This is a genomic window from Halobacillus sp. BAB-2008, assembly GCF_000328325.1.
In the GTDB taxonomy this organism is placed as follows: Bacteria; Bacillota; Bacilli; order Bacillales; family Halobacillaceae; genus Halobacillus.
The window spans coordinates 28,533-51,261 of sequence record NZ_ANPF01000004.1; the positions used below are offsets into that span (position 1 = coordinate 28,533).

The following is a 22,729-nucleotide window of genomic DNA, read 5'->3' on the forward strand; positions in this document are numbered from 1 at the left end:
ACGTTGAAAGTTCGATTGCTCGTGTACATGTTTCTTGCGCTATGGATCCTTACCGGATGCAGTGAAAACTTAGAAAAGGCAACGGCACAGACCTTTTCTGCCGGACTGCTCGTTACAGAAAGCGGTCTTGGAGATAACGCCTACAGTGACTCGGCATTTCAAGGATTGGAACAGGCCAGGGATGAGCTTGGCATTACATTCGATTACAGAGAACCATTCGATAGAGACTATGAGGCAAAGGCGGAAGAAATGATTGAACAGGGTCACGACGTGATCATTGGACTCGGATACAATTCCCAACCTGCCATTGAAGCCTTGGCGGATAAATACCCGGAGCAGAAATTCGTGTTGATCGATGCTGTATCTGAAAAAGAGAACGTCCGATCCATCCTGTTCAAAGATGAAGAAGGCAGCAGATTGATAGGCATGATTGCCGGTTCCAAAACAAAATCCGATGTGGTCGGATTCATCGGAGGAGAAGAAATGCCTGTTATTCAAAACTTCGAAAAGGGATTCCGGGAAGGAGTAGCGGCCGTGAACCCGGATGCAAAGGTTCTGACAGGCTATACCGGCTCGTTCGATGACGATGAAGAAGGGGCCCGATTAGCTGCTGATATGGCGGATAAGAACGCGGACTTCCTTTTCCCTGCTGCAGGATTTGCCGGAATTGGAGTGTTGAAAGAAGCACAAAATCAGGGGATCTATGCCTTCGGTGTCGATACGGACCAATTCTTCGTAGCGGAAGATGCCGTTGTGTCTTCCATGTTGAAAAACGTCAACGTGGCGTTATACAGAGTCATGAAAGAACTGCAGGAAACCGGTGAAATCACTACAGGACCGGAGACGCTCGGGATCAAAGAGAACGGAATCGGCCTTGCACCTGTCCGGATCATCGAATGGACAGAAGCAGACGAACAGATGATCGACGAGGCGGACGGGAAGGAATAAAGGAGGAGAACGATCATGACCATTGCGAAACGATTATACATAATGACGCTGATCCCCCTGTTCATATGCCTTATTCTGATCGGCTTCATCGTTTTCCAAATGATGAAGTTGCAGCAATCATCGAATCAGGACGTGCAGATTCTATTAGAAACGAAAGAACTGCACGGAGGACTTGTCACAGTGGAACAAGCGTTAACTACCTATGGATATAACCCATCCGCTGCTTTCCAGGAGGATGCGGAAACGCAGATCGCCCAGATGGAAGAGTCATTCAAAGAAGTAGCTCCCCTCGTCACAACAGCCGCTCAAAAACGCTGGTACGAGCAGGCAGAAGCGAAATTTGCTGATTGGAAGAACCGGGCACAAGAGGCACTGGCGGACAGCGATGTCAATGAGGTACAGCGGCAGGCTTCCAGAACGGCCGGAATAACGAATGACGTGTACATGCTGGAGCAGGAAGGGCAATCCTGGTATCAGAACCAAATAGACAGGCAGAAGGATACTATCCGTCAGCTGATTACATTTACCATCATTGCTGCCACGGTCCTTCTCGTCCTGACCATCCTGTCTACGACCAGACTGACGAAGCACATCGCCAAACCTCTTCGCGCGCTTGCCGATAAAGCAGCAAGCATTGCGGACGGTGATTTGACGACGGAGCTCGTGGTCATGGACAAAGAGAAAGATGAAATCGGGCAATTGAAACGATCGTTTCAAACGATGGTCGATCAACTCCGGGGAACCGTGTCTTCCGTTCACCAAATCAGCCGCCAAGTCGGTACATTCAGCGGGAGATTGAACGAAGAAATGCATGCCCTTACGGAAGTCTCCGACCAAGTTACTCAGTCTACGGACGAGTTGGCCGCGGGAAGCCAGTCCATATCCAATGACATGCAGGATGTCGCCTCCTTAATGGAGGAACTGCACCACAGCTTCTTAAAAAACACAGAGCTGGGATCGGCTTCGAGACAAGCAGGGAAACAGGCGCGGGCGTTTGTCGAAGAAGGAAGAGAAAGTGTCACGAGTCAACGTTCGTTAATGGAGGAAAGCAGCGCTTCCCTCTCTCGTGTCGAGAAATCGGTCACGGACTTCATCCAATACACCGACCGTATCGATACGACGATCAAAGTCGTCAATGATGTAGCCGAACAAACGAACCTTCTTGCTTTGAATGCTGCCATCGAAGCGGCCCGCGCCGGGGAACACGGGAAAGGCTTCGCTGTCGTTGCAGAAGAAGTAAGAAAACTTGCTGATCAATCGACCAATGCTACGGCAGATATATCCGACATGGTCAGCCAAATAAGAAACGGTGTCCGGAGCATTGAAAAGGAGATGACCGCTGCTCTCTCCCTGGCAAAGGAACAAACCGGCGCTTCCGCCAAATCAGAGACCGCATTTGAAAGGATTACTGATCAAGTAAAAACAATAGATACCCGATTGGAAGAGCTTGTCGATGAACTCTCTCACTCTAAAGACCGCAGCGAGAACGTCCACGCTTCCATGGAGAACGTCAGCAGCGTCATCGAACAAACAGCGGCAGGTACAGAAGAAATTTCTGCATCAACCGTGGAACAGCAGTCCGCCTTTGAACACTTACGCAAGGAGGCGGCCCATTTGACCACCATGGTGACAGAGCTGAACGAACAAATCGATCACTTCCGCTGGAATAAAGAACAAGCATAAAAACAAACCGCTCCTCAATGAGGAAGCGGTTTTCTTTATCTTCTCTTCGGTCTGCCTGCCGGTCTTTCCAACGAAAGCAGGTCCTCATCGATGTTCATTACCTTCTGTTCTACCATCCGTCTGGCATCCGTGATACCTTTATTGTAAAAAATCGGACCTGCTTCCTCTGCCATCCACTGGACGAAGTGATCGGCCGCAAGCTCTCCGAGCACCTCGTTCCGCTCCATTTCAAAATGCTGCTGCACCTGATCGATCAAATATTCCCGTTCTTCTTTCGTCAACGATTTCATGCTTCATCCCTCCTCCCCCATCGTAGCATACTCTCACGCCATTCCTGTCACGCAGACGGCATCGTTCGGTTTTGCGTCACGGAGATGGATGCGAACCTGTTGAAAACCAGCCTTGACCAGCAGGGCCTGCAGCTGGCCGCCTAACAACTCTGCTGTATCGTCCCCCGCTCCGTTCTCGTGCGGGCGAATGGTTAACGCGATTTTCCCGTTTCTCCGCATCAGCCCCCGCAAATAGAGGAGCGTATCCAGCGGCTTTTCCCAATACGTACTGTTATTGACGGCGTAGACTTTATCCAGCGGCTGAGTGAAAGTGGTCAACTGAGATGCTTCTCCGTGATAGAGGCAGACATCTGCAGTACTCTCCCGTTTATGTAGATGTCGCAGTGCCGTGTACACCATCGCTTCCGATGGATCGATTCCGAACAAATGGATTCCCGGTACTTCCAATGCCTTTTTCAATGCCCCTCCCGAACCGAAGCCGATCTCCAACACCCGGTCCCCCTCTTCCAAGGTAAGAAAATGGATGGTCCATTCGTTCAACGCTTCATTCTCCCGTTCCATATACTTTCCAGCGAGCTTACCAATCCATCCTTCCGGTTTTGCGAACTGTTCATACAGCATGTCGACACCTCCTAGTCCTTTCATACCCCGGGAAGCCCCTCCGCATGCAGGAAGCAGGAATAGTTTCCTTCCTGTCTTTTTGTTTGTATGATAGAAAAGAGTCCAATGGATGATAAAGATGGAATAGATAGAGGAGGAATTTCATGAACAAGTTTTTCAGTCTCATGCTTTTTCTGGCTGCCCTGGTCTTCTTATCTGCGTGCAGCCAGGAACCGAACAGCACCGATTGGTCGGACCAATCCTGGCAGGCCATCGAATCAGCTTCTGAGAATACTACCGTCCGTTTACATATGTGGGGCGGGGATGAAAGCATTAACCAATATATCGACGAATGGGCAGCTCCCCGCATGAAAGAACAGTTTGGTGTAACGTTGGAGCGCGTGCCGATGGACACACCGGAAATTCTGCAGAAGCTCCAAACCGAAAAACAAGCCGGCAAACAGGATGGATCGATCGATCTTATCTGGCTGAACGGCGAAAATTTCAAAAATGCTAAAGAAAACAAATTATTGAGCGGAACGATCACCGACGGTCTGCCCAATTTCCAGAAATATTATGATACGGACTCACCAGCCTTTCAAAAAGATTTCGGCACAGAGGTGGATGGAATGGAGGCCCCATGGGGAAAAGTTCAATTCGTCTTTTTCTATGATTCCGCCAAAATTGAAAACCCGCCGGAAACTTTTGAGGAACTGCAAACGTGGATCCACGAAAACCCAGGTAAATTTACGTACCCGCGCGCAGAAGATTTCTCCGGCAATGCCTTCCTGCGGCATATTTTGTACGCAAAGGCAGACAAGCCTTCAGACATCTATGATCAGCCTCTCGATGAAGAGACCATCCAGCCGACAGCAGATCAGACATGGGATTATTTAAAGGATATAGAAGAAGATCTTTGGCGGTCCGGCGAACATTATCCGAATGACCTGACTGAATTGGACCGTCTATACAGCGAAGGCGAAGTATGGATGACGATGGGGTACAACGAAGCACGCGCAGAATCATTAATCGAAGAAGGCGTATTTCCTGAAACAACGAAATCCTTCGTCATGGATCCGGGGTCCATCGGAAATACCCACTTCCTGTCTGTACCGTTCAATAGTCCGAACAAACCAGGCGCTTTGACGACCATCAATTTCCTGTTGTCTCCGGAGGCACAACTGGCCAAGCTTCAGCCCGATTCCTGGGGTGACAACACACCGATCAGCCTCGACCTGCTGCCGGAAGAGCAGAAGCAACAGTTTGAAGCGGTTGATCGGGGCGATAGTGTCCTTCCTGTAGAAAAATTGGAAGAAAGCTTTCTGCCCGAATCAGCAGCTTCTTATGTCGAATGGATGACGGAAGAATGGTTTAATGAAATCGTTCAGGACTAAGAGCCTGTGGTTGCTGCTTCCATCCTTTCTTTTTCTAGTCATGCCGTTTTATGGATTGGTAAACGGCATGATCCAAAGCCTGATGGATGACGGAAGTGTGCGTCTTACGCATTATAAAGAGCTTGCAGACAACGGGAGATTCATAAGCTCCATCAGCTTCAGTGTCCAAACGGCTTTCCTTGCCACGTCCCTTTCCATGGTCATCGGGCTCGTGATGACCAAGTATTTCTATACCTATCTCAAGAAAACATCGTCACGGCTCCTCGTCTGGATACCAATGCTCTTCCCTCATTTTGTATGGGGGTATGTCGTTCTCCTGCTCTTATCGGAATCGGGTGTGGCAGCTCAAGCATTGACTTCTTTTGGCCTGTTGGCCGGCACGGAAGCTTTCCCGATTTGGACACGGGACCCGAACGGGATCGGCATCATCATTACTTATGTATGGAAAGAACTCCCGCTTGTCATTCTGCTGCTCTTCCCTGTGTATGCAGGAATAAACAGGGAGTATTATGACCTTGTCGAAACGATGGGCGGCAGCGGCTGGCAGAAATTCAAAACAGTAGACATGCCAAGCCTCACCCCCGTCTTGATCGAGACGTTCCTCATCGTCTTTGCCTTTACCTTGTCTGCGTATGAAGTGCCGGCATTGCTTGGAACGACTTATCCAGAAATGGCAGCGGTATTAAGCTATGACTGGTTTTATGGAAGCTCTTGGGATGATCGTCCGCTTGCGTTTGCTGCAATGATTTCTATAAGCCTTCTCTTGCTTGCTCTGGCTGTCGTCGGTTATGCCTTTGTAAACAGAAGGAGATGGAGAAGAGCGAAAGGAGAATCTTTATGACCTTGAAGAAAACATTGTTTTACCTGGTCACAGGGGGAGTATTCGTATTTCCTCTGTTCCTTTTGCTTTTACAGAGCCTCAGCGCTCCATTCCGGTTCCACACAGGAAATGGGATCACGCTTCAATGGACGAGCTATCAGCGGCTTTGGAATGACCCTTATTTGATCGAAGCGACAGGGACATCCGTTCTAATAGCTTTCAGTGTGCTTATCCTCAACTTCCTGATCGCCCTCCCCGCCGGAAAAGCTCTTGCGACGACAACTTTCCGCGGCAAGGCGATTCTGGAAGCATTCCTGCTTGCCCCCCTGCTTATTCCCGTTCTTGCCATTACCATGGGCCTTCACCTTTGGATGATCCGAATCGGGTTGGCAGACACAGCAGCAGGCGTCATACTTATTCATCTGATCCCGACGGTTCCCTACAGCATCAAGATTTTCCATAACACCTATAAGCAGATCGGATCTTCCATGCTGCAGCAGCCCGAAGTACTGGGAGCAGGAAAGCTCCAGCAGCTGTTTACCATTGAACTGCCCCTGATGAAGCCGGCGATCCGGAGCACGACATTCCTGACGATCGTCATCAGTCTAAGTCAGTATGCGATAACTTCGATCATTGGGGGAGGACAGGTACGGACCCTTCCGATGGTTTTCTTTCCGTTCATGGAGAATGCCGACCCGTCCCTGATGTCCGCCTTCTCCATTTGGTTCGCACTCGTACCACTAGCTATGTATGCCATAGTGGAAGGAATGATTTCCTTTCTCCCATATACTCATACACGATGGAGGAATCAACGATGACAAGCCCAGCTCTGGAAATTCAACGGATCACTAAACAGTTCAAAGGACCGGTCGTATTGAGTGAACTTTCCTTTACCATGGAAAAAGGTCAGATACTCAGTGTGGTCGGACCATCAGGAAGTGGGAAAACCACCCTCCTGCGTGTCCTTGCCGGCCTGGAAAAACCGACAAGCGGAACAATCCTGATGAACGGACAGGATATTACGAGGCAGAAAGCCAATCAACGGGATATCAGCCTCGTCTTTCAACAACCGCTACTGTTCCCCCATATGACTGTGGAAGAAAACATTACGTACGGAGCGAAAGTATCCAAAAAATACACGCCCGAAAAGATAGAGCAGCTACTTGCTGCCATCGGAATGACAGATTACCGAAGCCACTTCCCATCACAAATATCCGGCGGCCAGCAGCAGCGGACCGCGCTCGCCAGGGCTATGGCGACAGAACCGGAAGTTATTTTGTTCGATGAACCATTCAGCAGCCTCGACCCTCATCTACGCCAGGATCTGCGCTATTGGGTGCGTGACTTTTTAGTGAAACGGAACACGACCGCCTTGTTCGTTACGCATGACCTGGAGGAAGCTATGATCATGGGGGATCGGATCGCCCTCTTTCAGGATGGAGCCTTTAAGCAGATCGGGGAAGCGGATACGCTCCATGACTATCCTGCCAACATCCACGTCGCATCCTTCATGGGTGGCCACTTTATCATTGATGACCGGACCTACGTGCCTTTAAAGCATGTAAGATTTCACTCGTCGGAAAAAGAAGAGGATAGCTTGACTTTTCAGGGAAGGGTGGAACACATTACGTACAACCACGGCCATCCCATCGCTCATATCGAGCTTCCTGAGCTGGAGAAGAAGCTTGCCATCCCTCTCCAGGACCGCTCGCTTATAGAAACGGACGTACTTCTATATGTAAACAAGGCGGACGTGCGTACCTTTCAGGCGGGGATACAGTGAGCAGGAAAAGCATCGGCCGGGCTCTCGTCGTTTTAACTGTGTTCCTCTTCACAGTCTTTATCGTGAGGAGCCAACTGAACGTATCCCCGGACCATATCCGCTCCTACATCCAATCCTTCGGTGCGTGGGGGCCGGCCCTCTTTATTTTGCTGTATGCCGCCGGTCCGATCATTGTTTTTCCGACTTCGATCCTTTCGCTCGCCGCAGCCTTCGCTTACGGATTGTGGCCCGGAATCCTTTATATCATCATCGGAGCGACAGCAGCATCGATCACCGGCTATGCGATGGGGCGTTTCTTCGGAGATTCCGTCCTGAAATTCGAAGAATCCAAATGGGCGGAAGCGGTCTATCCGAGGATGAAGCGTCAAGGTTTTCTGTATGTATTCATTCTGCGTCTTATCCCACTAGTCGGTTTCGATATTTTAAGCTACCTTGCCGGAATGACAAGAGTCCGTCCCTCTGCTTTCCTGCTCGCTACCGTCATAGGGATGCTTCCCGGTTCTTTTGCCTACAGTTTAGTAGGTACAAGTCTGGCCAGCGGGAACCGCAGCTTGATCATTGCAGCTTTCAGCGTCTTCGCCTTCGTCCTCGTTCTTACTTTCTTATTCCGCAATAAAGTGAAAGAATGGTTAAAAATACGCTGAAAAAAAGTCTTTGACGAGTCCTGTGCTGAAGGACAGACGTCAAAGACTTTTTTATTGATATTTGGCCATGAATTCTTTGTCTATTTTATGCTTCATCTTCCAAGCCTGCCGGTTATGGGCACTGAGCGGTCCATAGATAAGGAATCCCCGCTTTCCGCCTGTCGACAGAATATACATGGCATTTTTCTGAGGAGAGAAATGCTGCAGTTCTTTCCCATCCAGATAACTTCTTAGATTGTTAAACAACACCGGCCCCTGCTTTACCGCATAGACACCACTTTTCGGCAGATCGGGATGATCCATCATGGTGACACAATCGCCCGCACCGAACATGTAATCGAACCCTTCGAATTGTAAGGTCGAACGAACGTAAGCAAAACTCCGTTCATCCACTTCCACACCCGAGCGTTCAAAGACGGTATCACCGAAAGCTCCGCCCAGCCAGAGCACACCTGTGTGGCGAACCTGATTGCCGGTAGCTGTATGGACATGGGAGTCTGAAACCTCCTGTACACGTTCCTGCTCCCAGACTCGCACACCCTTTTCCCTCAACAATCCTTCCAGCTTCGTAGAAACCCACTTTGGCGCATCCGACAAAATGCGCCCGGATGTAATGATACGTACCTGGCCGGGAATCCCCTGCATCTCTTTATAGGCCTGCATCGACAGAGCAAGCTCCGTCCCGGCCGCTCCCCCACCGATAATGAGCGGCATCGGTGTTTCCCGCAATTCCTTCATTTGTTCAATGAATTCGTCATTCGGCTTGACCGAGCGCGCAGGCGACTCTGCAAAATCAGGGGGGAGACTCCCAGAACCGATATCAAAGCTGACGACATCGAACGGATAAGCGGATCCATCTTCGCAAATGATTTTCTTATGACGAACGTCGATCCTCGCTGCTTTCTTTTGAATCCGGTGAACACAGGCATCTATAGTCAGCCTCCTGAGATCCACACGTGTCTCTTCCTCTTCATAGATACCCTCTGTAAAACCGGAGAACATTCCTGAGTAATATTGGTAACGGTTTGGCGAGATCAAACATACTTGTACGTTCGGAAGCGGATTCTCCTTCCACTGGCGCAACACTTCTAAATGGGCATGACCCGCACCAACCAATAACAACCGTTTGTACAAATGGCAGAACCTCCTTATAGAAAACGTCCACATGGGGACCATGTGGACGTACCGATTAAAGACTTGCTTTCAAAAACTCCAGCACTTCTTCGGGAGTCTTCGCGTTCGCACTGTGAAGATGTGCCTGTTTATTACCGTTCTTGAAAATCAAGAGACTCGGAATGCCCATGACTTCATATTTCTCCGCCATTTCCGGAAGTTCATCACGATTAACATCGTACCATTGATATCCGTTGTACTCCTCGAGAATATCTCCGATAAACATGTCCATACGGCGGCAATCCGGGCACCAGTCCGCTTGGAACTTCACAATAACCGGCTGCTCGCTTTCAATGATTTCGTTGAATGTATCAACAGTATGAATAGATTCCATATCTTCCATTCTCCTTTGTGCTTCAATCTATCTTCCATCTTAATAGAATCTGGAACTTTTGTCTTACGTTCTGCTTATTTATATTCGACTCTTCCGAGCAGCCACGCCGCTGCCAGACCTGCAAGGAACGTAACGATGCTGACGATCCACATGACACCGTTCTCCGGAACTCCCGGGAAGATGACGACGACGGACCCGATCACCAATCCGATAATGACGGCAAACGTACCAGCCGTATAATTCTCCAGGAAAAACTTAACGATTTTACTCATCGTTATCAGTCCGATCAGAATTCCAATACCGACCACGGCAATGATGTCGATCCGGAAATCAGAGATACCGCTGACAACCGTCGAATAGATACCGATGATCAGCAAAATGAACGATCCGCTGATGCCCGGCAGAATCATAGCACTGCTGGCAATCCAACCCGAGAAGAAGAGCAGCAGATACGTTGAAGCTGTCATGTTTTGCAGCGGCTCGGATTCTCCTGTCTGGAAAAACACCATAGAAGCGACCGCGGCTGCACCGATCAGAAGCAGCAGGTAATGCTGAGCTTTAAAGGTATGCTTCATATCCGCTTTATGCGCTAAATAAGGCAGGACTCCGATGATCAGACCAAGGAAGAAAAACTGGGTCGGACCAGGATAATGCTCAAACAACCATTCAATTACATTAGCAAGCAGGACGATCGATATACCAATACCGATTCCAAGCGGGATGAGAAAACGAAGATGCCGTTTCCATTCCCTGCTGAATATTCCATTGATCGCTTCAATAAGACGATCATAAATACCTAAAACGACCGCGATGGTTCCTCCACTGACTCCCGGAACGACATCACTCGCTCCCATCAGCAGTCCGCGGTATATGTTCTTCCATTCCCACATCATCCATAACTCCTTTGCGACATGCATAGTCACTCTCTATTCTATCAGAATTCGAATCTCCTTAATGATACAATTTCATGAAAATAATTAAAAAACAGTGAAAAAGCGGTTACGGATGAGTGGAAGACAAAAACTGCCGGTTAAGCGGAATCCTTTTCCATTTGTTCATTATCCCTTTCTATCGCCTTCTTATCGGCACGCAGCGCCTTGTACAAGGATACGACCATGAGAATCATGACGAAGGAAAAGGGGAAAGCGGCTGAAATCAAAGCATTCTGCAGTGCCTGCAGTCCACCTGAATACAGCAGTACCGCAGCCATGGATGATTGGATCAGTCCCCAGACGAACTTGACCATCGTTGGCGGTGTCAGTGAACCGTTCGTCGTCTGCATTCCGAGCACGAACGTAGCGGAATCTGCTGATGTAATAAAGAATGTACCGATCAGACACATCGCGATAATCGACATAATCAAACCGAGTGGATAATTGTCGAAGGAGCCGAATAATACCTGCTCTGTCGCTAATTGGGTCAGGTCTGCATCTCCACTTCTCTGCACTTGAATGGCAGAGGAACCGAATGTGGAAAACCAAAGGAATCCGATGGCTGACGGGACGAGCAGGACACCGGAAAGGAATTCCCGAATCGTCCGCCCTTTAGAAACACGGGCGATGAAGATTCCTACAAATGGAGACCAGGCAATCCACCAGGCCCAGTAGAAAACCGTCCAATCATTGATCCAGGTTCTGCTTTCTTCACTGTTCGGCGCAAGACGGAAACTCATCCCTGGAAGGTTCTGTAAGTATGCACCGATTGTATCTGTGAACATATTCAAAATGAATAAAGTCGGTCCGACAATCAGCATCACAAGCAGGAGCAGACCTGCCAAAATCATATTCGTATTACTTAAGTACTTGATCCCTTTACTTAGCCCTGTATAAGCAGACATCATGAACAGCACCGTAACAATCAGGATAATGGTCAATTGGATTCCAAAAGAATCCTCAATGGAAGTCAGATACGTAAGGCCGCCGTTGATCTGCGCTGCCCCGAACCCAAGTGTCGTTGCCACACCTACAATCGTTGCGAATACAGCGATGACGTCCACCAGTTTCCCCCACGGCCCCTTCATTTTCTCTCCAAAAAGCGGTTCCAGGGTCGAACTGATCAAAGCGGGTGCTCCCCGGCGGAACTTAAAGTAAGCGAGCACAAGCGCGACGATGGCATAAATTCCCCAAGCATGCACACCCCAGTGAAAATAAACGAACCGCATCGCTTCGTTAAGAGCGGCATCAGAACCCGTTTCCGACAAAGGTGCGTCGGAGGCAAAAAAAGTTGTCGGCTCGGCCGCTCCCCAAAAGACGAGTCCGATCCCCATCCCTGCGCTGAAAAGCATTGCAAACCATGTGGGATAACTGTAATCCGGTTTATCTGATGGTTTTCCCAATTTGATTTTCCCGTATGGGCTGATGATCATGTACAGACAGAATAGTACGAAACCTGTGACAATCAATAAATAATACCAGCCGAAATGGACAGAAATGTAGGTTTGAATACTACCTGTGATCTCCCCTAAGTTGCCGGGTGCCACCGCCCCCCAAACGACCGACAATAGTGCGATGGCTAATGTGATCCAAAATACGGATGTAACCTTATTCATCATTCGTCTCCTTTCCGACCTGGTGAGATTCCCGGGTAAGAGGCATCCTCCGGTCATGGAAGTTCTTATAGACGAATACCCATACTTAGAAAATATAAACAGAAAAGCGGACTTTCTTCCTGAGCATAATGACCGTAACGCCCGTCACATTAAAGTTAAAGCCTTTAATAATTTTATCCCGCAGCTATATAACAAACATCAATACAGCAGCCGGATTAACCAATGATGCTGCGGGCGATGATGCATTAATCCTTGTTTCAGCCATTCTTTTTGATGCTCATTCAAGTGAGGATACAGCAACTTGAAATCTGCTTCGTTCTTTTCCGTATCAGAAAATGCTTTATACAAAAGGACAATTTCCGGATTTAAGTAAGGCAGCCCGTTCTCCGAGCGCAGATGCATGGAAGATAGATCATAATGAACAGCTGCGGAGAAACGGAACCTCTCCTTTTCCTGTTCCTGCAGCCACACATTTACTTCCTCCCCTGTAGGAGCAAGTACACGGAGACTTCCACTGGGAGATGTCCCAAGCGGGGACCAATCGCGGAAGAAGCTGCTGTCCTCAGGCTCTATTAAAGCAATATCCACATTATGATGATGACGGGTTTCTTCTCCTATATGAAGATCCACTGCCCAGCCTCCCGCCACCCACCATCTACCAGGAAAGTCCCTCATCCAGTCTCCAATATTTCTACACGGCTCAAACATGCTTTTCCCCCTCCTCTCTCTCTATGTTTACCTATCCCGGCCCATCCTAGCCCACTCTTACAAACCTATCCTTGTTTGGTAGAATGAAGAACCATAGAAAGGAGGTGGAACGAAATGCTTACAGGAAAATCCTTAGAATTACGACCTGTTTCAGGGGAAGACTGCTTCGGGAGGAATAAGAAGCATCGTATGAAGAATGCTGATGTTTCCTGCAGGAAAATGTAGGGAAGGCTATATTGAATGACCTATTATCTGATTCATGAAAGGGGAGTATGATGAAAGAACAGTTAAAAAATCCAGTTTTTCTTATTTCAGCAACCGTCGTAGCCATTTTAGTCGTGATCGGGGCCGTCAATCCGACAGGGTTCGGGAACGTCGCCGGCACATTATTCGATTTCACAACCTTGAATTTCGGTTGGTTTTACCTGATTTCCGTATTCGGATTCGTCCTATTTCTTATTATTTTGAGCATAAGCAAGTACGGCAAAATCAAAATCGGTCCTCAAGACTCCAAACCGGAATTCCCATTCTTCACATGGATCGGGATGCTGTTCTCCGCAGGATTCGGGGTAGGAATCGTCTTCTACGGAGTAGCAGAACCGATGAGCCATTTCTTTGAGACCCCTTTCTCTGACCTCGAACCACAAACAGAAGAAGCAGCCAGAGTCGCTATGGGATATTCCTTCTTCCATTGGGGTGTCAGCCAATGGTCGGTGTTCGCCATCGTCGGTCTGATCATCGCCTTCCTTCAGTTCCGGAAGGATAAGAACGGCCTGATTTCTACGGCTCTAGAACCTGTACTCGGCAAATCCAAAGTGGTCAAGAACACGACAGACTCCCTGGCCGTCATCGCTACGGTAATGGGAATTGCCACCTCTCTCGGACTCGGCATCCTGCAGATGAACGGCGGGTTGAATGCCGTATTTGATGTTCCGAACAACACCACAAGCCAATTACTTATCACCGCCGTTCTGCTTATTCTATACTTAACCTCTTCAAGCACAGGATTGAATAAAGGCATCAAATGGTTGAGCAATCTGAACCTCGGTCTGTGTCTTCTTCTCCTGCTGTTTGTCTTTATTGCAGGCCCTACTGTTTTCATCCTGAACAGTTTCACATTGGGACTGGGAGACTATCTGAACAACTTTGTCAGCTACAGCTTGAGGCTTACGCCTTATCAGGGAAACAATGGATGGCTGCAGGACTGGACGATCTTTTACTGGGCTTGGGCCATTGCCTGGTCTCCATTCGTCGGAGCATTCGTTGCGAGGGTTTCCAGGGGACGAACAATCCGGGAATTCGTTTTCGGTGTGCTTGTCGTGCCGCCATTAATCGCCTGCCTATGGATCGCCACTTTCGGTGGTACGGCATTGAACAGTGACCTTAACAGTGGAACATCGATTGCATCTGCTGTTAGTAACGACATCACCGTCGCTTTATTTGAAACATATGAATACCTTCCGTTGACAGGAATCATGTCGATGCTGTCTATCTTATTAATTGCAACATTTCTTATTACATCGGCAGACTCCGCCACTTATATCCTTGCAAGTATGACGACGAACGGAAGCCTGACACCTTCTCTTCCGATTAAAATCGTCTGGGGTGTACTAATGGCGGCTATTGCGGCTGTTCTACTCGTCGCAGGAGGACTGAATGCGCTGCAGACGGCCTCTCTTGTTTCCGCCCTGCCGTTTACCATCATTCTGATCATTTTCGTTTACGCCTTTACGAAAATGATCCGTAGAGAACCTCTACCAGAAAGAAAACGGAAAAAATAAACAAGAAGACGCCTCCTTGTTAAAGGAGGCGTCTTCTTGTTTAACCCATGCCGGGATCGCCCGGATCTTTGTCAGGATGAACGGAGCCCATACCAGGGTCGCCCGGATCTTTCGCATACGTATGACCATCTGAAAACGAAGCACCTGCGGCCGAAAGCAATACAAAAAGGAACAGCAACGTCAGCATTTTTCTCATGAAAAATCTGCCTCCAATTATGATTGTATTCGTTTCAAGAATTCCAAAGGTACACGTGCAAAGAAATGGTCCCCACGTTCGGTAATAAATCGTTTATGTGCAAGATTCAACCGGTCTTCATCCCGCTCGGCAAGCCCCATGTAACTCTCTTGAAAAGGAGTCAGCACAGGAAGCGTCCGCAGGAAATCCTTCGCCCGCTTCACATCCCCTTTCACAATACAAAGATGTGCATTCTCCACAGGGTCCGGTGTAGTGACTCCCTCCGTCTTATAATGGAAAGCCGAGATGAACGGAAGCGATCGGTGAAGAACGGAGTCGATGAGAGGTCTTTCGTTGATTCTCTCTGCGATTTCCAGAGCTTTACTGAGCGGCTCGATGGCAGAATTATATCCGTCAAAGAGTAGACATAAGGCCAGGTGATGATACATACGATACTTCCGCTTCGGTGAAAGTTCTGTATTGATCATCTTATAAGCGTACCGGCTGGCGAGAATAGAGTTGTCTGTCTTCCAATAATGCTGGAAAAGGAGCTCCTGGTACCTCTGATTCAAATAATAATACATGAGGGGTTCATCCACGGCTCGAAGCGCAAGCTCACAGTCATCTAAATATTTATCCAAGGCTGTGTACATCTTCAAATCATAGTAGGAATAAACGAGGGTGAAGAGGTGAAGACAATGCATGGAAGGGTTCGTAAACCGGATAGCCTTCAGTTGATGAACGCGGTCCATCGTTGATTTTCTTTGGCGGCGATCCATCAAGATACTGTAAAGAAAAGACACATCTTTCCTGATGCCCGGCTGATTCATCCAACATGTTAGATCATCGAACAAATCATTCATGTAGAGAAATTCCATCGAGGCGATCTGTTCGGATAACTGATCAGGAGTATGGGCGAAGATGAAATCCCGTGTCTGATTAAGTGCTTCTATTCTGGAATAACGTTTCAAGTTATTTAAATAGATGGTATATAACGAAGAGCTTCGGTTCATTTGCAGACTTGTAAGCGGACTCGGCTCAATCAACTTATAATTCACCATAAGCACCAAGACTCCTCTCTTATGCTTATTTACATTTTATTGAATAAAATTCCACCTGTCCAGTACAAACCAATTGGTATGCCGCTATATTACCTAAAATACACCTAAAGATAACCGCCCCTGAGAAGGTTGCTGCTTCTCGAGAGGCGGACGATCAAGTATTACTGTATCAGTTCGTGCTGCACAATTAAAAAATGATGGAGGTCAGAAACCATACATTCCAGAGTACCAGTCCATATATCAGTACCTTCTCCGTACTGGAACCCGTCTTAAATGTAAATAAAAACTGTACGTACTTTTTAGATATAGGATACCCAAGAGGGATACCCTGTTTTGTTATGTAGTCCCCGAAAAGGTGGGATACAACACCGATCATCAAACCTCCCAGGTAAAACCATGGGATATTCAACGTTTGTTCCAATATGTAACCATATAATGCCAGCAGACTCACGAACAGGATCGAGTGGGTCATTTTCCTATGACCGCGGATCATAATTAGAATGGGCAGCAGAAGCATGACGAAGATCTTCAGCTCATCCCTGTATGTATCCAAGTACTGAGGTGCGAATAAGTAGCAGAGGAAAGCGAGGGTAAACACCGTCATCAATCCTCTCCAGAACTTACTGCCAAGCGTGGATGTCGGTGTATCGATATCTGGTAATAAGGAACCGAATAAAACAAAGACAAAATATAAGATCGTTTGAAATGGTCGCTCGGAAACCAATTCAAAGGAAGGAAGCAGCGTCAAGGCACCCACCCCGAAAGTGAATCCGACGACCTGGTGTCCACGTGCCATCATGATGTTTCGAACCTCTCTCTGTTTAAAAAATAAACCCACATCCAGCTGGATAGTGGGAAGTCAACACTCTTTTTCCGGTAGACCGCTTAATTGAAACTTCGGTCCTTCCATCGTCTGTTTGCCTTCAATCGTTAACGTTTCCGTCAGATGCATGATCCGCCCGTCGATTGCAACGGGGATATCGTTGACCTGATGCAGTTCGTCATCTGCCTGAGGTTCCCCGATCGTCATTCCGATATCAGGTTCCCCACAGCCGTACCCGGCAAAAAACAGGCGGAGACAACCGGCTTCTTCGTCTTCTAAGATCTGATGCAGTAAGTCTCTTGCTTGATCGGTTATCTTCATGACCTTCATCCCTCCGCCTCTAAAATACCACACTTTTCCGAATCGATAAAATAACAGGATTGCAAACAAAGAAGCACCCGGAAAACGGGTGCTTCTAAAGGTATGACTTATACAGCTCTTGGCTTAAGTTCTACTTCGATGTTACCACGAGTCGCTTTGGAGTATGGGCAGAATTCGTGGGCAGCTTTCGCAAGCTCCTCAGCTTCTTCCTGCGTCACTCCCTTAATATCAACATTAAGTACAACGCCGATTTTGAAGCCGTTGTCCGACTCATCTTTCAACAGACTTACGTCAGCAGTGACCTCTGAATCGATGTCTTTCTTCTGCTTGCTTGCCATTAGGTTCAATGCACCGTCATAGCATGCAGAATATCCGGCAGCAAACAGCTGCTCAGGGTTGGAACCTTTTTCATTTCCTTCACCCGGCTGGACCAGGTTCAAATCGATCAAACCATCATCAGAAATGACATGGCCGTTACGTCCACCTTTAGCTGTTGCGTGTGCTGTAAACATTGCTTTACTCAAAATCACCACTCCTCGACTGATTATTTAAAATCATTCACAATAAACTCATACCTCATAATTCCCTACATTAAACCTTCCTAATCCTCCTATACCTCATATTCTTCCTTCAGCGAATCCGGAGCCATCCTCACCATAAGCTGTAGAACGAACGTCAGGACAGCGAGATCATCGATAAAACCGATGACCAAAAGGAAATCAGGTATTAAATCCCACGGAAAAGCGACATAGCCGAGCAAAAACAGCAAAGAAAGCCATTTTTTCCAGGGGGTCACTTCTGCCGATCGAAAGAAACGGATGAGGAAAGGTATCGATTTTCTTATATGTAGAAGGAACTTGATCCGTCTGAGCATTTTGATCATGATCTTCACTCCTCTACCTCATTATAACGGCACCTAAGCCGCTGTACCAGCGTCCGCTTACGATTGCTTTAACTTACGTGATACTTTACCATGAAATGGACGGGACCGGCACTTCTCTTATTCGATATAGTCGGTCCATCGACCGTTTCTACACAGGCATACATATCAGCACTTGTTATAAAGCCCACTTCATTCATTTTTGCATACGCTATGTTAGGTTCTAGAAAATAAAGGAGAGAACGTTGATGAGGATCTTATTGTTGAATGGAACAATCGTCGGTAAGAAAACGAGAACATTGTTAAATGAAATAGAAGGATATATACAAAACCTTCCGGACACCCACGACACCCAGATCGTCGATTTGGAGAATTATGACCTGCAATTCGTCGATGGGAGGCCTGCGGACGAATATAATAAAGATATGCAGGCGCTTATTCAGGCCGTAGAAAGTGCAGATGCCTATGTAATCGCGACACCCATCTTCCAAGGATCCATTCCTGGAACGTTAAAGAATGTTTTCGATGCAGTATCCCCGCTGGCCATGCGTTATAAGCCCGTTTCGATCGTAGCAAACGGCGGTACACTGCAGCACCATCTCGTCATCGAGAATCAATTGAAACCGATCTTGAATTACTTCCGCTGTATGGTGACACCGAACTATGTCTACACCCACACGAACCACTTCTCCACCCAGGGAGAACTGATCGATGAGGATGTGCGCAACCGTTTAAAGGAAATGACCGTCGTATTTAATAAATACATGCAGATGAGCCGGCATTTAGAGCCGGATAAATAAAAAACCTGACCGTCCCATATAGGGATCCGGTCAGGTTTTTTCATGTTTTGGCAAGGACTTTGCCGACATAATTCTGTGTCTCCCGGAAAGGTGGAATACCGTTGTACTTGTCCACGTTTCCCGGTCCCGCATTGTAAGCGGCCAGCGCAAGCTTCTTATTTCCATCATAGCGGTCCAGCATCTGCTTTAAATATTTCGTTCCACCCATTAAATTATCCTCTGCGTCGAATGGATTCTTGACTCCCAGTGCTCTAGCTGTCGCAGGCATGAGCTGCATGAGTCCCTGCGCACCAGCGTGGCTTGTTGCATCTGCTTTAAAGTTCGACTCTGTATGGACCACCGCACGGACAAGACGTTCATCTACACCAAATCGTTCGGCAGCTTTCGTAATCAACTGATCGATGGAACTCGGTGCCGTGCTTTCCTGCACTGCCTCTTTCTCTACCGGTTCCGGCTGTGGAGAAGGAAGTGAAGAGAAGGACAGCGGGACAGTGTTGTACGTATTGGAACCAACGGATAACATCGGAGCCTCTCCGCCTTCATCATCCTGACTGCCGAACGGAGAAGACATAGCCGCTTGGAGCAGGCTTTGGAACGTCGGTCCCTGCATCAAGCCGGACGTTTGATTTATACCGCCGCTCATCATTGACATTGCCTGCAGCTGAATCAAGTACTGATAATTACGGATATCCACCTTTTCATTCCTCCAACCTTTTATTATCTATTATTTTACATCAATCCCAATGAGTCGACAATCTGCCATTTGATCGTAGTGAAAAAAGTCGAAAAAACGCACACTTTTCCAGAACAAGTAAAAACTTGTGAAAATACTTCGACAAAAGCCCAAACCATTAGCACCTTCCATCTTTACTTTTCCCAAAGCGGATGACAGTCGGAAAATGTTACAATATAGTTAACAAAAGAGATCCTCGTTATTCACCGTGCCGGGCGTGTTCTGGTTGTCCACGTTCTGCACATTTGTCTGATGAAGGACCGAATCCTTCATCATCGGTATAGGTACTCTCTTTTGTCTCTTACGTCGAATCACCCTACTATTTTTCCCCGCCAGGAAAAATAGCCTGTAGATTTCATGGTCTGCTTCCCTCAATGAAAAGTACGTGCCATCCCCCTTTCCACTATGGAAAGGTTTTTTCTTTATGCCGGTGGACAAGCTGTCGAATTTTATGGAGAAAAGATAAATAATGGTTCTCCCTCCTGCATATATTGGTGAGGAGAGGAGGTGAAAGACATGGTGGATTTGAAAGCTGATGGTCGTGTATTCCTTTATTTATCTGTACTGATCGCTGGGTATGCTTTGTTCAGCATCGGTGACACAGCCGGTAATTTCTTCGATCAATTCCTTTACTATGCCGGGTACATTGCAATGATTCTATTTTCTTTCGCACTTATTATCCTTGGCTTATCAAGACTGTTCCGACAGTTTAGGTAATTGACAGAAGAAGCATCCGTTCTCGTCCTCCTGTGAAGTCAATGTCCGCTTCCATTGAAAAAGACTGCCGAGCACTTCCTCGACAGTCTTTTTTTTGTTTATGGCCTGGAATTAACCCTGTCCTTTTTATTCCGAAGGTAGATTTTTAAAGAAAGATATAAAAAAATAAAAAGACGTCCTCCACGTGGGGGACGTCTTTTTATTTACGCTTTTACCTTTTTCAGCTCCTGTAGAACTTCTGAAGGCTCTGCACGGTCTTTATAGTCAGATTTAGTATATTCATAAACGATCGAACCATCTGTATCAATGATGTAAGTCGCGGAAACTGGAAGCGTCCAGGAATCGTCTCCGTTATGTTTGTCCACGTTCAACCCTTTGTCCTTATATACTTCAACGAGATAGTCCGGAAGCTTGTAAACGAGATTGAACTGCCTGGCTGCTTTGTTTCCAACATCACTCAATACATGGTACTGCAGGTCATTTTTCTCCTGGGTCGTCATGGACTGGTCCGGAGTCTGCGGGCTGATGGCAATTAGCTGAGCCCCTTCCTTATGGATGTCATCCAGGATCTCCTGATACGCACGCAATTCCATATTACAGTAAGGGCACCACCCGCCACGATAGAAAGTCACTATGACAGGACCAAACTTAAGCTGTTCGGAAAGCTGCACTTGACCCCCTTTAGCATCTGGAAGGGTGAAGTCCGGTGCTTTTTCTCCTTCAGAAAGACCGTTACCTTCTTCAGAATTTTCCAATTCATCAATGGCGTTCCTCATCTTGTCCTGTACTTCCTTAGAAGTATTTTGTTTAAAATTCTCGATATATTGGTCAAACTGGCTGCGCATATCAGTTGTCATTCGAAAAACTCCTTTTGGATCATTTTCGATTTTCATTTTACTTGGAATCTTTCTAAACATAAAATGATACGTCTTCATACAATCAGCATAAACTCCCAGCAAAAAAGGCCATATCCTATCCACATCCATAGCAGCAGTCATCGATGTGCCTGGGATGGCTTCTCTTCTAACAAGAGGATGCGGGCAGGCTTCAACAAACCGAACGAGACGTATACGCACGGTCTCCCGAGCCTCCGCCCGGCAGTCGTTTTCTTCCTTACATTATTCCTTCGGCTTAAAAAGGGAACGCATCCACCCTTTCCAACCTCGCTGGACACTTTTTTCTTCCACGCCAGTTACGGAAGGATTAACCGTTACATCCTCCAGTTCCACAGGGTAATCAACGGTCAGGACAAGTCCTGTATCCGTATCCGCTTCCTGGTTGGAAACCATGGTATGATGGATGCTCTCCTCTTCAGCAATGTCCATGTATGGACTGAGAAAGCGATAACTCACTTCCCCGTTCAACAACAGAGTCGCATCTTTATATTGCTTCATCCGGGATGAAAGCTCCTTCTTTGCCGTTCCCTGCATAACCTGTCCTTTCGTAAGAACCAGAATCACTCGTTCACGGATGGTTCCTAAGTACTGCTTCCGTTCGGAAGGTTTGGTTTCCGGCGTCCCGTATATCCCTTCCTGCAAATAATCATCGACGTTACGTTTCTTCATACGTGCACCTCATTCTCCTGCTGTATCTGTCGCCGCCCTGTTCCATCAAGGAACAAGGACGTCAATGTGGGAAGGAAGAATCGCCAGTTCCACCGGCAGACCCGCCCCCTCTTCTCCGTCTACGTTTGTGACAAGCTCCGCCTCGGAAGTCAGCCTTACTTTTTCTGCTGTAAAGTAATGGACACCTTCCACACTCTTCAAGTTGCCCCTCATGATTGCCGTTAGTATCGAACCTAGACGAATCATGCTCACTTTCGGAACGACATAACAATGAATGACACCGTCATTCACTTCCGCCTCCGGTGCCATCTTCTCGAATCCGCCTGTCGAGTTGGTCAATGCAGCGAGAAAAAGAAGTGCCTCCCCTTCCCAGGCCTTATTGTCGTAATCGATCCTGAGCGGGTAGCTTGAGTTGGCGGTGAGGGTTTTCACACCCTCGACAATATAGGCGAAAGGACCGAATTTTGTCTTCAAATCAGGGGAGACGTCATAGACGGCCTCTGCAATGGCTCCCGCCGCGACAATGTTGACGAAGTAGTCCTCATTGAACTTCCCGATATCGACCTGTTTGGTTCGATCCGAACGGAGCACTTCAATCGCTTCCTCGATATGAAGAGGTATATCAAGCGCTCTGGCGAAATCATTCACCGTCCCGAGTGGTATGATGCCAAGCAAGGGCCGATGATCTTGGTCAACCATTCCATTGATGGTTTCATGCAGGGTACCGTCTCCTCCCATCGAAACGACCAGACGGAATTCGTCTTTACAAGCGTCCTGACAATACTTGGTGGCATCCAATTCTTTCTCTGTCTGCACAACCTTCGTTTGATATCCTTTCTCTTCCAAAATCTCCTCGATCCGTTTCACATGATCCAACGCTTCTTCTTTCCCAGATGAAGGGTTCACTATAATCATCGCTTTATCCATACCTGTATTCCTCCTCCGCTT

At 47.6% G+C, this 22,729-nt stretch carries 27 protein-coding genes; 10 read left to right on the plus strand and 17 right to left on the minus strand.

Annotation, left to right across the window (positions count from 1 at the left end; all coding sequences use genetic code 11):
• Positions 1–3 precede the first annotated feature (3 nt).
• Both D479_RS01830 and D479_RS01835 read left to right on the plus strand, forming a co-directional pair.
• On the plus strand, positions 4–948 hold the full coding sequence (locus tag D479_RS01830) for a BMP family ABC transporter substrate-binding protein (RefSeq protein ID WP_008633005.1): 945 nt from the start codon (positions 4–6) through the stop codon (positions 946–948).
• 15 nt (positions 949–963) lie between these two features.
• A complete protein-coding gene (locus D479_RS01835; protein WP_008633006.1) occupies positions 964–2,631 on the plus strand; it encodes a methyl-accepting chemotaxis protein in 1,668 nt (555 codons plus the stop codon).
• A gap of 35 nt (positions 2,632–2,666) precedes the next feature.
• Here the strand turns inward: D479_RS01835 and D479_RS01840 are convergent, their stop codons facing one another.
• On the minus strand, positions 2,667–2,921 hold the full coding sequence (locus D479_RS01840; RefSeq protein WP_008633007.1) for a DUF2164 domain-containing protein: 255 nt from the start codon (positions 2,919–2,921) through the stop codon (positions 2,667–2,669).
• A 33-nt stretch (positions 2,922–2,954) separates the two neighbouring features.
• Entirely contained in the window at positions 2,955–3,542 is a 588-nt protein-coding gene (locus D479_RS01845) for a class I SAM-dependent methyltransferase (RefSeq protein WP_008633009.1), read from the minus strand.
• Between the two features lie 143 nt (positions 3,543–3,685).
• Here D479_RS01845 and D479_RS01850 point away from each other — a divergent pair, with 143 nt between their 5' ends.
• Genes D479_RS01850 through D479_RS01870 form a run of 5 tightly spaced genes read left to right on the plus strand, consistent with a single transcriptional unit; the run spans position 3,686 to position 8,162 of the window.
• On the plus strand, positions 3,686–4,915 hold the full coding sequence (locus D479_RS01850) for an ABC transporter substrate-binding protein (protein ID WP_008633011.1): 1,230 nt from the start codon (positions 3,686–3,688) through the stop codon (positions 4,913–4,915).
• Entirely contained in the window at positions 4,896–5,756 is an 861-nt protein-coding gene (locus tag D479_RS01855; RefSeq protein WP_008633014.1) for an ABC transporter permease subunit, read from the plus strand. The genes D479_RS01850 and D479_RS01855 overlap by 20 nt, the downstream gene beginning before the upstream one ends.
• Complete coding sequence (locus tag D479_RS01860; protein ID WP_008633015.1) at positions 5,753–6,553, plus strand: ABC transporter permease subunit; 801 nt, start codon at positions 5,753–5,755, stop codon at positions 6,551–6,553. The genes D479_RS01855 and D479_RS01860 overlap by 4 nt, the downstream gene beginning before the upstream one ends.
• Positions 6,550–7,518, plus strand: coding sequence for an ABC transporter ATP-binding protein (locus tag D479_RS01865; RefSeq protein ID WP_008633016.1), 969 nt, complete (start codon positions 6,550–6,552; stop codon positions 7,516–7,518). The genes D479_RS01860 and D479_RS01865 overlap by 4 nt, the downstream gene beginning before the upstream one ends.
• Positions 7,515–8,162, plus strand: a complete 648-nt coding sequence (locus D479_RS01870; RefSeq protein WP_008633017.1) for a TVP38/TMEM64 family protein — start codon at positions 7,515–7,517, stop codon at positions 8,160–8,162. The genes D479_RS01865 and D479_RS01870 overlap by 4 nt, the downstream gene beginning before the upstream one ends.
• Positions 8,163–8,213: 51 nt before the next feature.
• On the opposite strand, the gene D479_RS01875 is transcribed toward D479_RS01870, so the two are convergent.
• The 5 genes from D479_RS01875 to D479_RS01895 form a co-directional block, all read right to left on the minus strand.
• Positions 8,214–9,296 carry an FAD-dependent oxidoreductase gene (locus D479_RS01875; protein WP_008633018.1) on the minus strand — a complete coding sequence of 361 codons (1,083 nt, stop codon included), beginning with the start codon at positions 9,294–9,296 and terminating at the stop codon, positions 8,214–8,216.
• Positions 9,297–9,351: 55 nt separating this feature from the next.
• Positions 9,352–9,669 carry a thioredoxin family protein gene (locus tag D479_RS01880; RefSeq protein WP_008633019.1) on the minus strand — a complete coding sequence of 106 codons (318 nt, stop codon included), beginning with the start codon at positions 9,667–9,669 and terminating at the stop codon, positions 9,352–9,354.
• 74 nt (positions 9,670–9,743) lie between these two features.
• Positions 9,744–10,559: a DUF368 domain-containing protein gene (locus tag D479_RS01885; RefSeq protein WP_008633020.1), complete on the minus strand. Its 816-nt coding sequence runs from the start codon at positions 10,557–10,559 to the stop codon at positions 9,744–9,746.
• A 140-nt stretch (positions 10,560–10,699) separates the two neighbouring features.
• Complete coding sequence (locus D479_RS01890; RefSeq protein ID WP_008633021.1) at positions 10,700–12,217, minus strand: BCCT family transporter; 1,518 nt, start codon at positions 12,215–12,217, stop codon at positions 10,700–10,702.
• Between the two features lie 198 nt (positions 12,218–12,415).
• A complete protein-coding gene (locus D479_RS01895) occupies positions 12,416–12,925 on the minus strand; it encodes a hypothetical protein (protein WP_008633022.1) in 510 nt (169 codons plus the stop codon).
• A gap of 272 nt (positions 12,926–13,197) precedes the next feature.
• Between D479_RS01895 and D479_RS01900 the strand changes: the two genes are divergently transcribed.
• Positions 13,198–14,706: a BCCT family transporter gene (locus D479_RS01900; RefSeq protein WP_026576997.1), complete on the plus strand. Its 1,509-nt coding sequence runs from the start codon at positions 13,198–13,200 to the stop codon at positions 14,704–14,706.
• Between the two features lie 40 nt (positions 14,707–14,746).
• Here D479_RS01900 and D479_RS20555 read toward each other — a convergent pair whose 3' ends face one another.
• The 6 genes from D479_RS20555 to D479_RS01925 form a co-directional block, all read right to left on the minus strand.
• Positions 14,747–14,902 carry a hypothetical protein gene (locus D479_RS20555; protein ID WP_161484934.1) on the minus strand — a complete coding sequence of 52 codons (156 nt, stop codon included), beginning with the start codon at positions 14,900–14,902 and terminating at the stop codon, positions 14,747–14,749.
• A gap of 17 nt (positions 14,903–14,919) precedes the next feature.
• Positions 14,920–15,942: an AimR family lysis-lysogeny pheromone receptor gene (locus tag D479_RS01905; protein ID WP_008633026.1), complete on the minus strand. Its 1,023-nt coding sequence runs from the start codon at positions 15,940–15,942 to the stop codon at positions 14,920–14,922.
• 187 nt (positions 15,943–16,129) lie between these two features.
• Positions 16,130–16,741, minus strand: a complete 612-nt coding sequence (locus tag D479_RS01910) for a metal-dependent hydrolase (RefSeq protein WP_008633029.1) — start codon at positions 16,739–16,741, stop codon at positions 16,130–16,132.
• Positions 16,742–16,801: 60 nt separating this feature from the next.
• A complete protein-coding gene (locus D479_RS01915) occupies positions 16,802–17,086 on the minus strand; it encodes a hypothetical protein (RefSeq protein WP_008633030.1) in 285 nt (94 codons plus the stop codon).
• Between the two features lie 107 nt (positions 17,087–17,193).
• A complete protein-coding gene (locus tag D479_RS01920) occupies positions 17,194–17,610 on the minus strand; it encodes an organic hydroperoxide resistance protein (protein WP_008633032.1) in 417 nt (138 codons plus the stop codon).
• A gap of 86 nt (positions 17,611–17,696) precedes the next feature.
• Positions 17,697–17,969: a DUF1232 domain-containing protein gene (locus D479_RS01925; protein WP_008633033.1), complete on the minus strand. Its 273-nt coding sequence runs from the start codon at positions 17,967–17,969 to the stop codon at positions 17,697–17,699.
• 245 nt (positions 17,970–18,214) lie between these two features.
• Between D479_RS01925 and D479_RS01930 the strand changes: the two genes are divergently transcribed.
• The gene (locus tag D479_RS01930; protein WP_008633035.1) at positions 18,215–18,766 is read left to right on the plus strand and encodes an NAD(P)H-dependent oxidoreductase; all 552 of its coding nucleotides are present in this window, start codon (positions 18,215–18,217) and stop codon (positions 18,764–18,766) included.
• A 40-nt stretch (positions 18,767–18,806) separates the two neighbouring features.
• Here the strand turns inward: D479_RS01930 and D479_RS01935 are convergent, their stop codons facing one another.
• Positions 18,807–19,460, minus strand: a complete 654-nt coding sequence (locus D479_RS01935) for a lytic transglycosylase domain-containing protein (protein ID WP_008633037.1) — start codon at positions 19,458–19,460, stop codon at positions 18,807–18,809.
• Between the two features lie 555 nt (positions 19,461–20,015).
• Between D479_RS01935 and D479_RS01945 the strand changes: the two genes are divergently transcribed.
• A complete protein-coding gene (locus tag D479_RS01945; protein WP_008633040.1) occupies positions 20,016–20,216 on the plus strand; it encodes a hypothetical protein in 201 nt (66 codons plus the stop codon).
• A 203-nt stretch (positions 20,217–20,419) separates the two neighbouring features.
• Here the strand turns inward: D479_RS01945 and D479_RS01950 are convergent, their stop codons facing one another.
• The 3 genes from D479_RS01950 to D479_RS01960 all read right to left on the minus strand — a co-directional run bounded on the left by D479_RS01950 (position 20,420) and on the right by D479_RS01960 (position 22,708).
• A complete protein-coding gene (locus D479_RS01950; protein WP_008633042.1) occupies positions 20,420–21,073 on the minus strand; it encodes a peroxiredoxin-like family protein in 654 nt (217 codons plus the stop codon).
• Positions 21,074–21,334: 261 nt separating this feature from the next.
• Positions 21,335–21,781, minus strand: a complete 447-nt coding sequence (locus tag D479_RS01955) for a YueI family protein (RefSeq protein WP_008633043.1) — start codon at positions 21,779–21,781, stop codon at positions 21,335–21,337.
• 45 nt (positions 21,782–21,826) lie between these two features.
• Positions 21,827–22,708 (minus strand): diacylglycerol kinase family protein, encoded by an 882-nt coding sequence (locus D479_RS01960; protein ID WP_008633046.1) that lies wholly within the window; start codon positions 22,706–22,708, stop codon positions 21,827–21,829.
• Between the last annotated feature and the right edge of the window lie 21 nt (positions 22,709–22,729).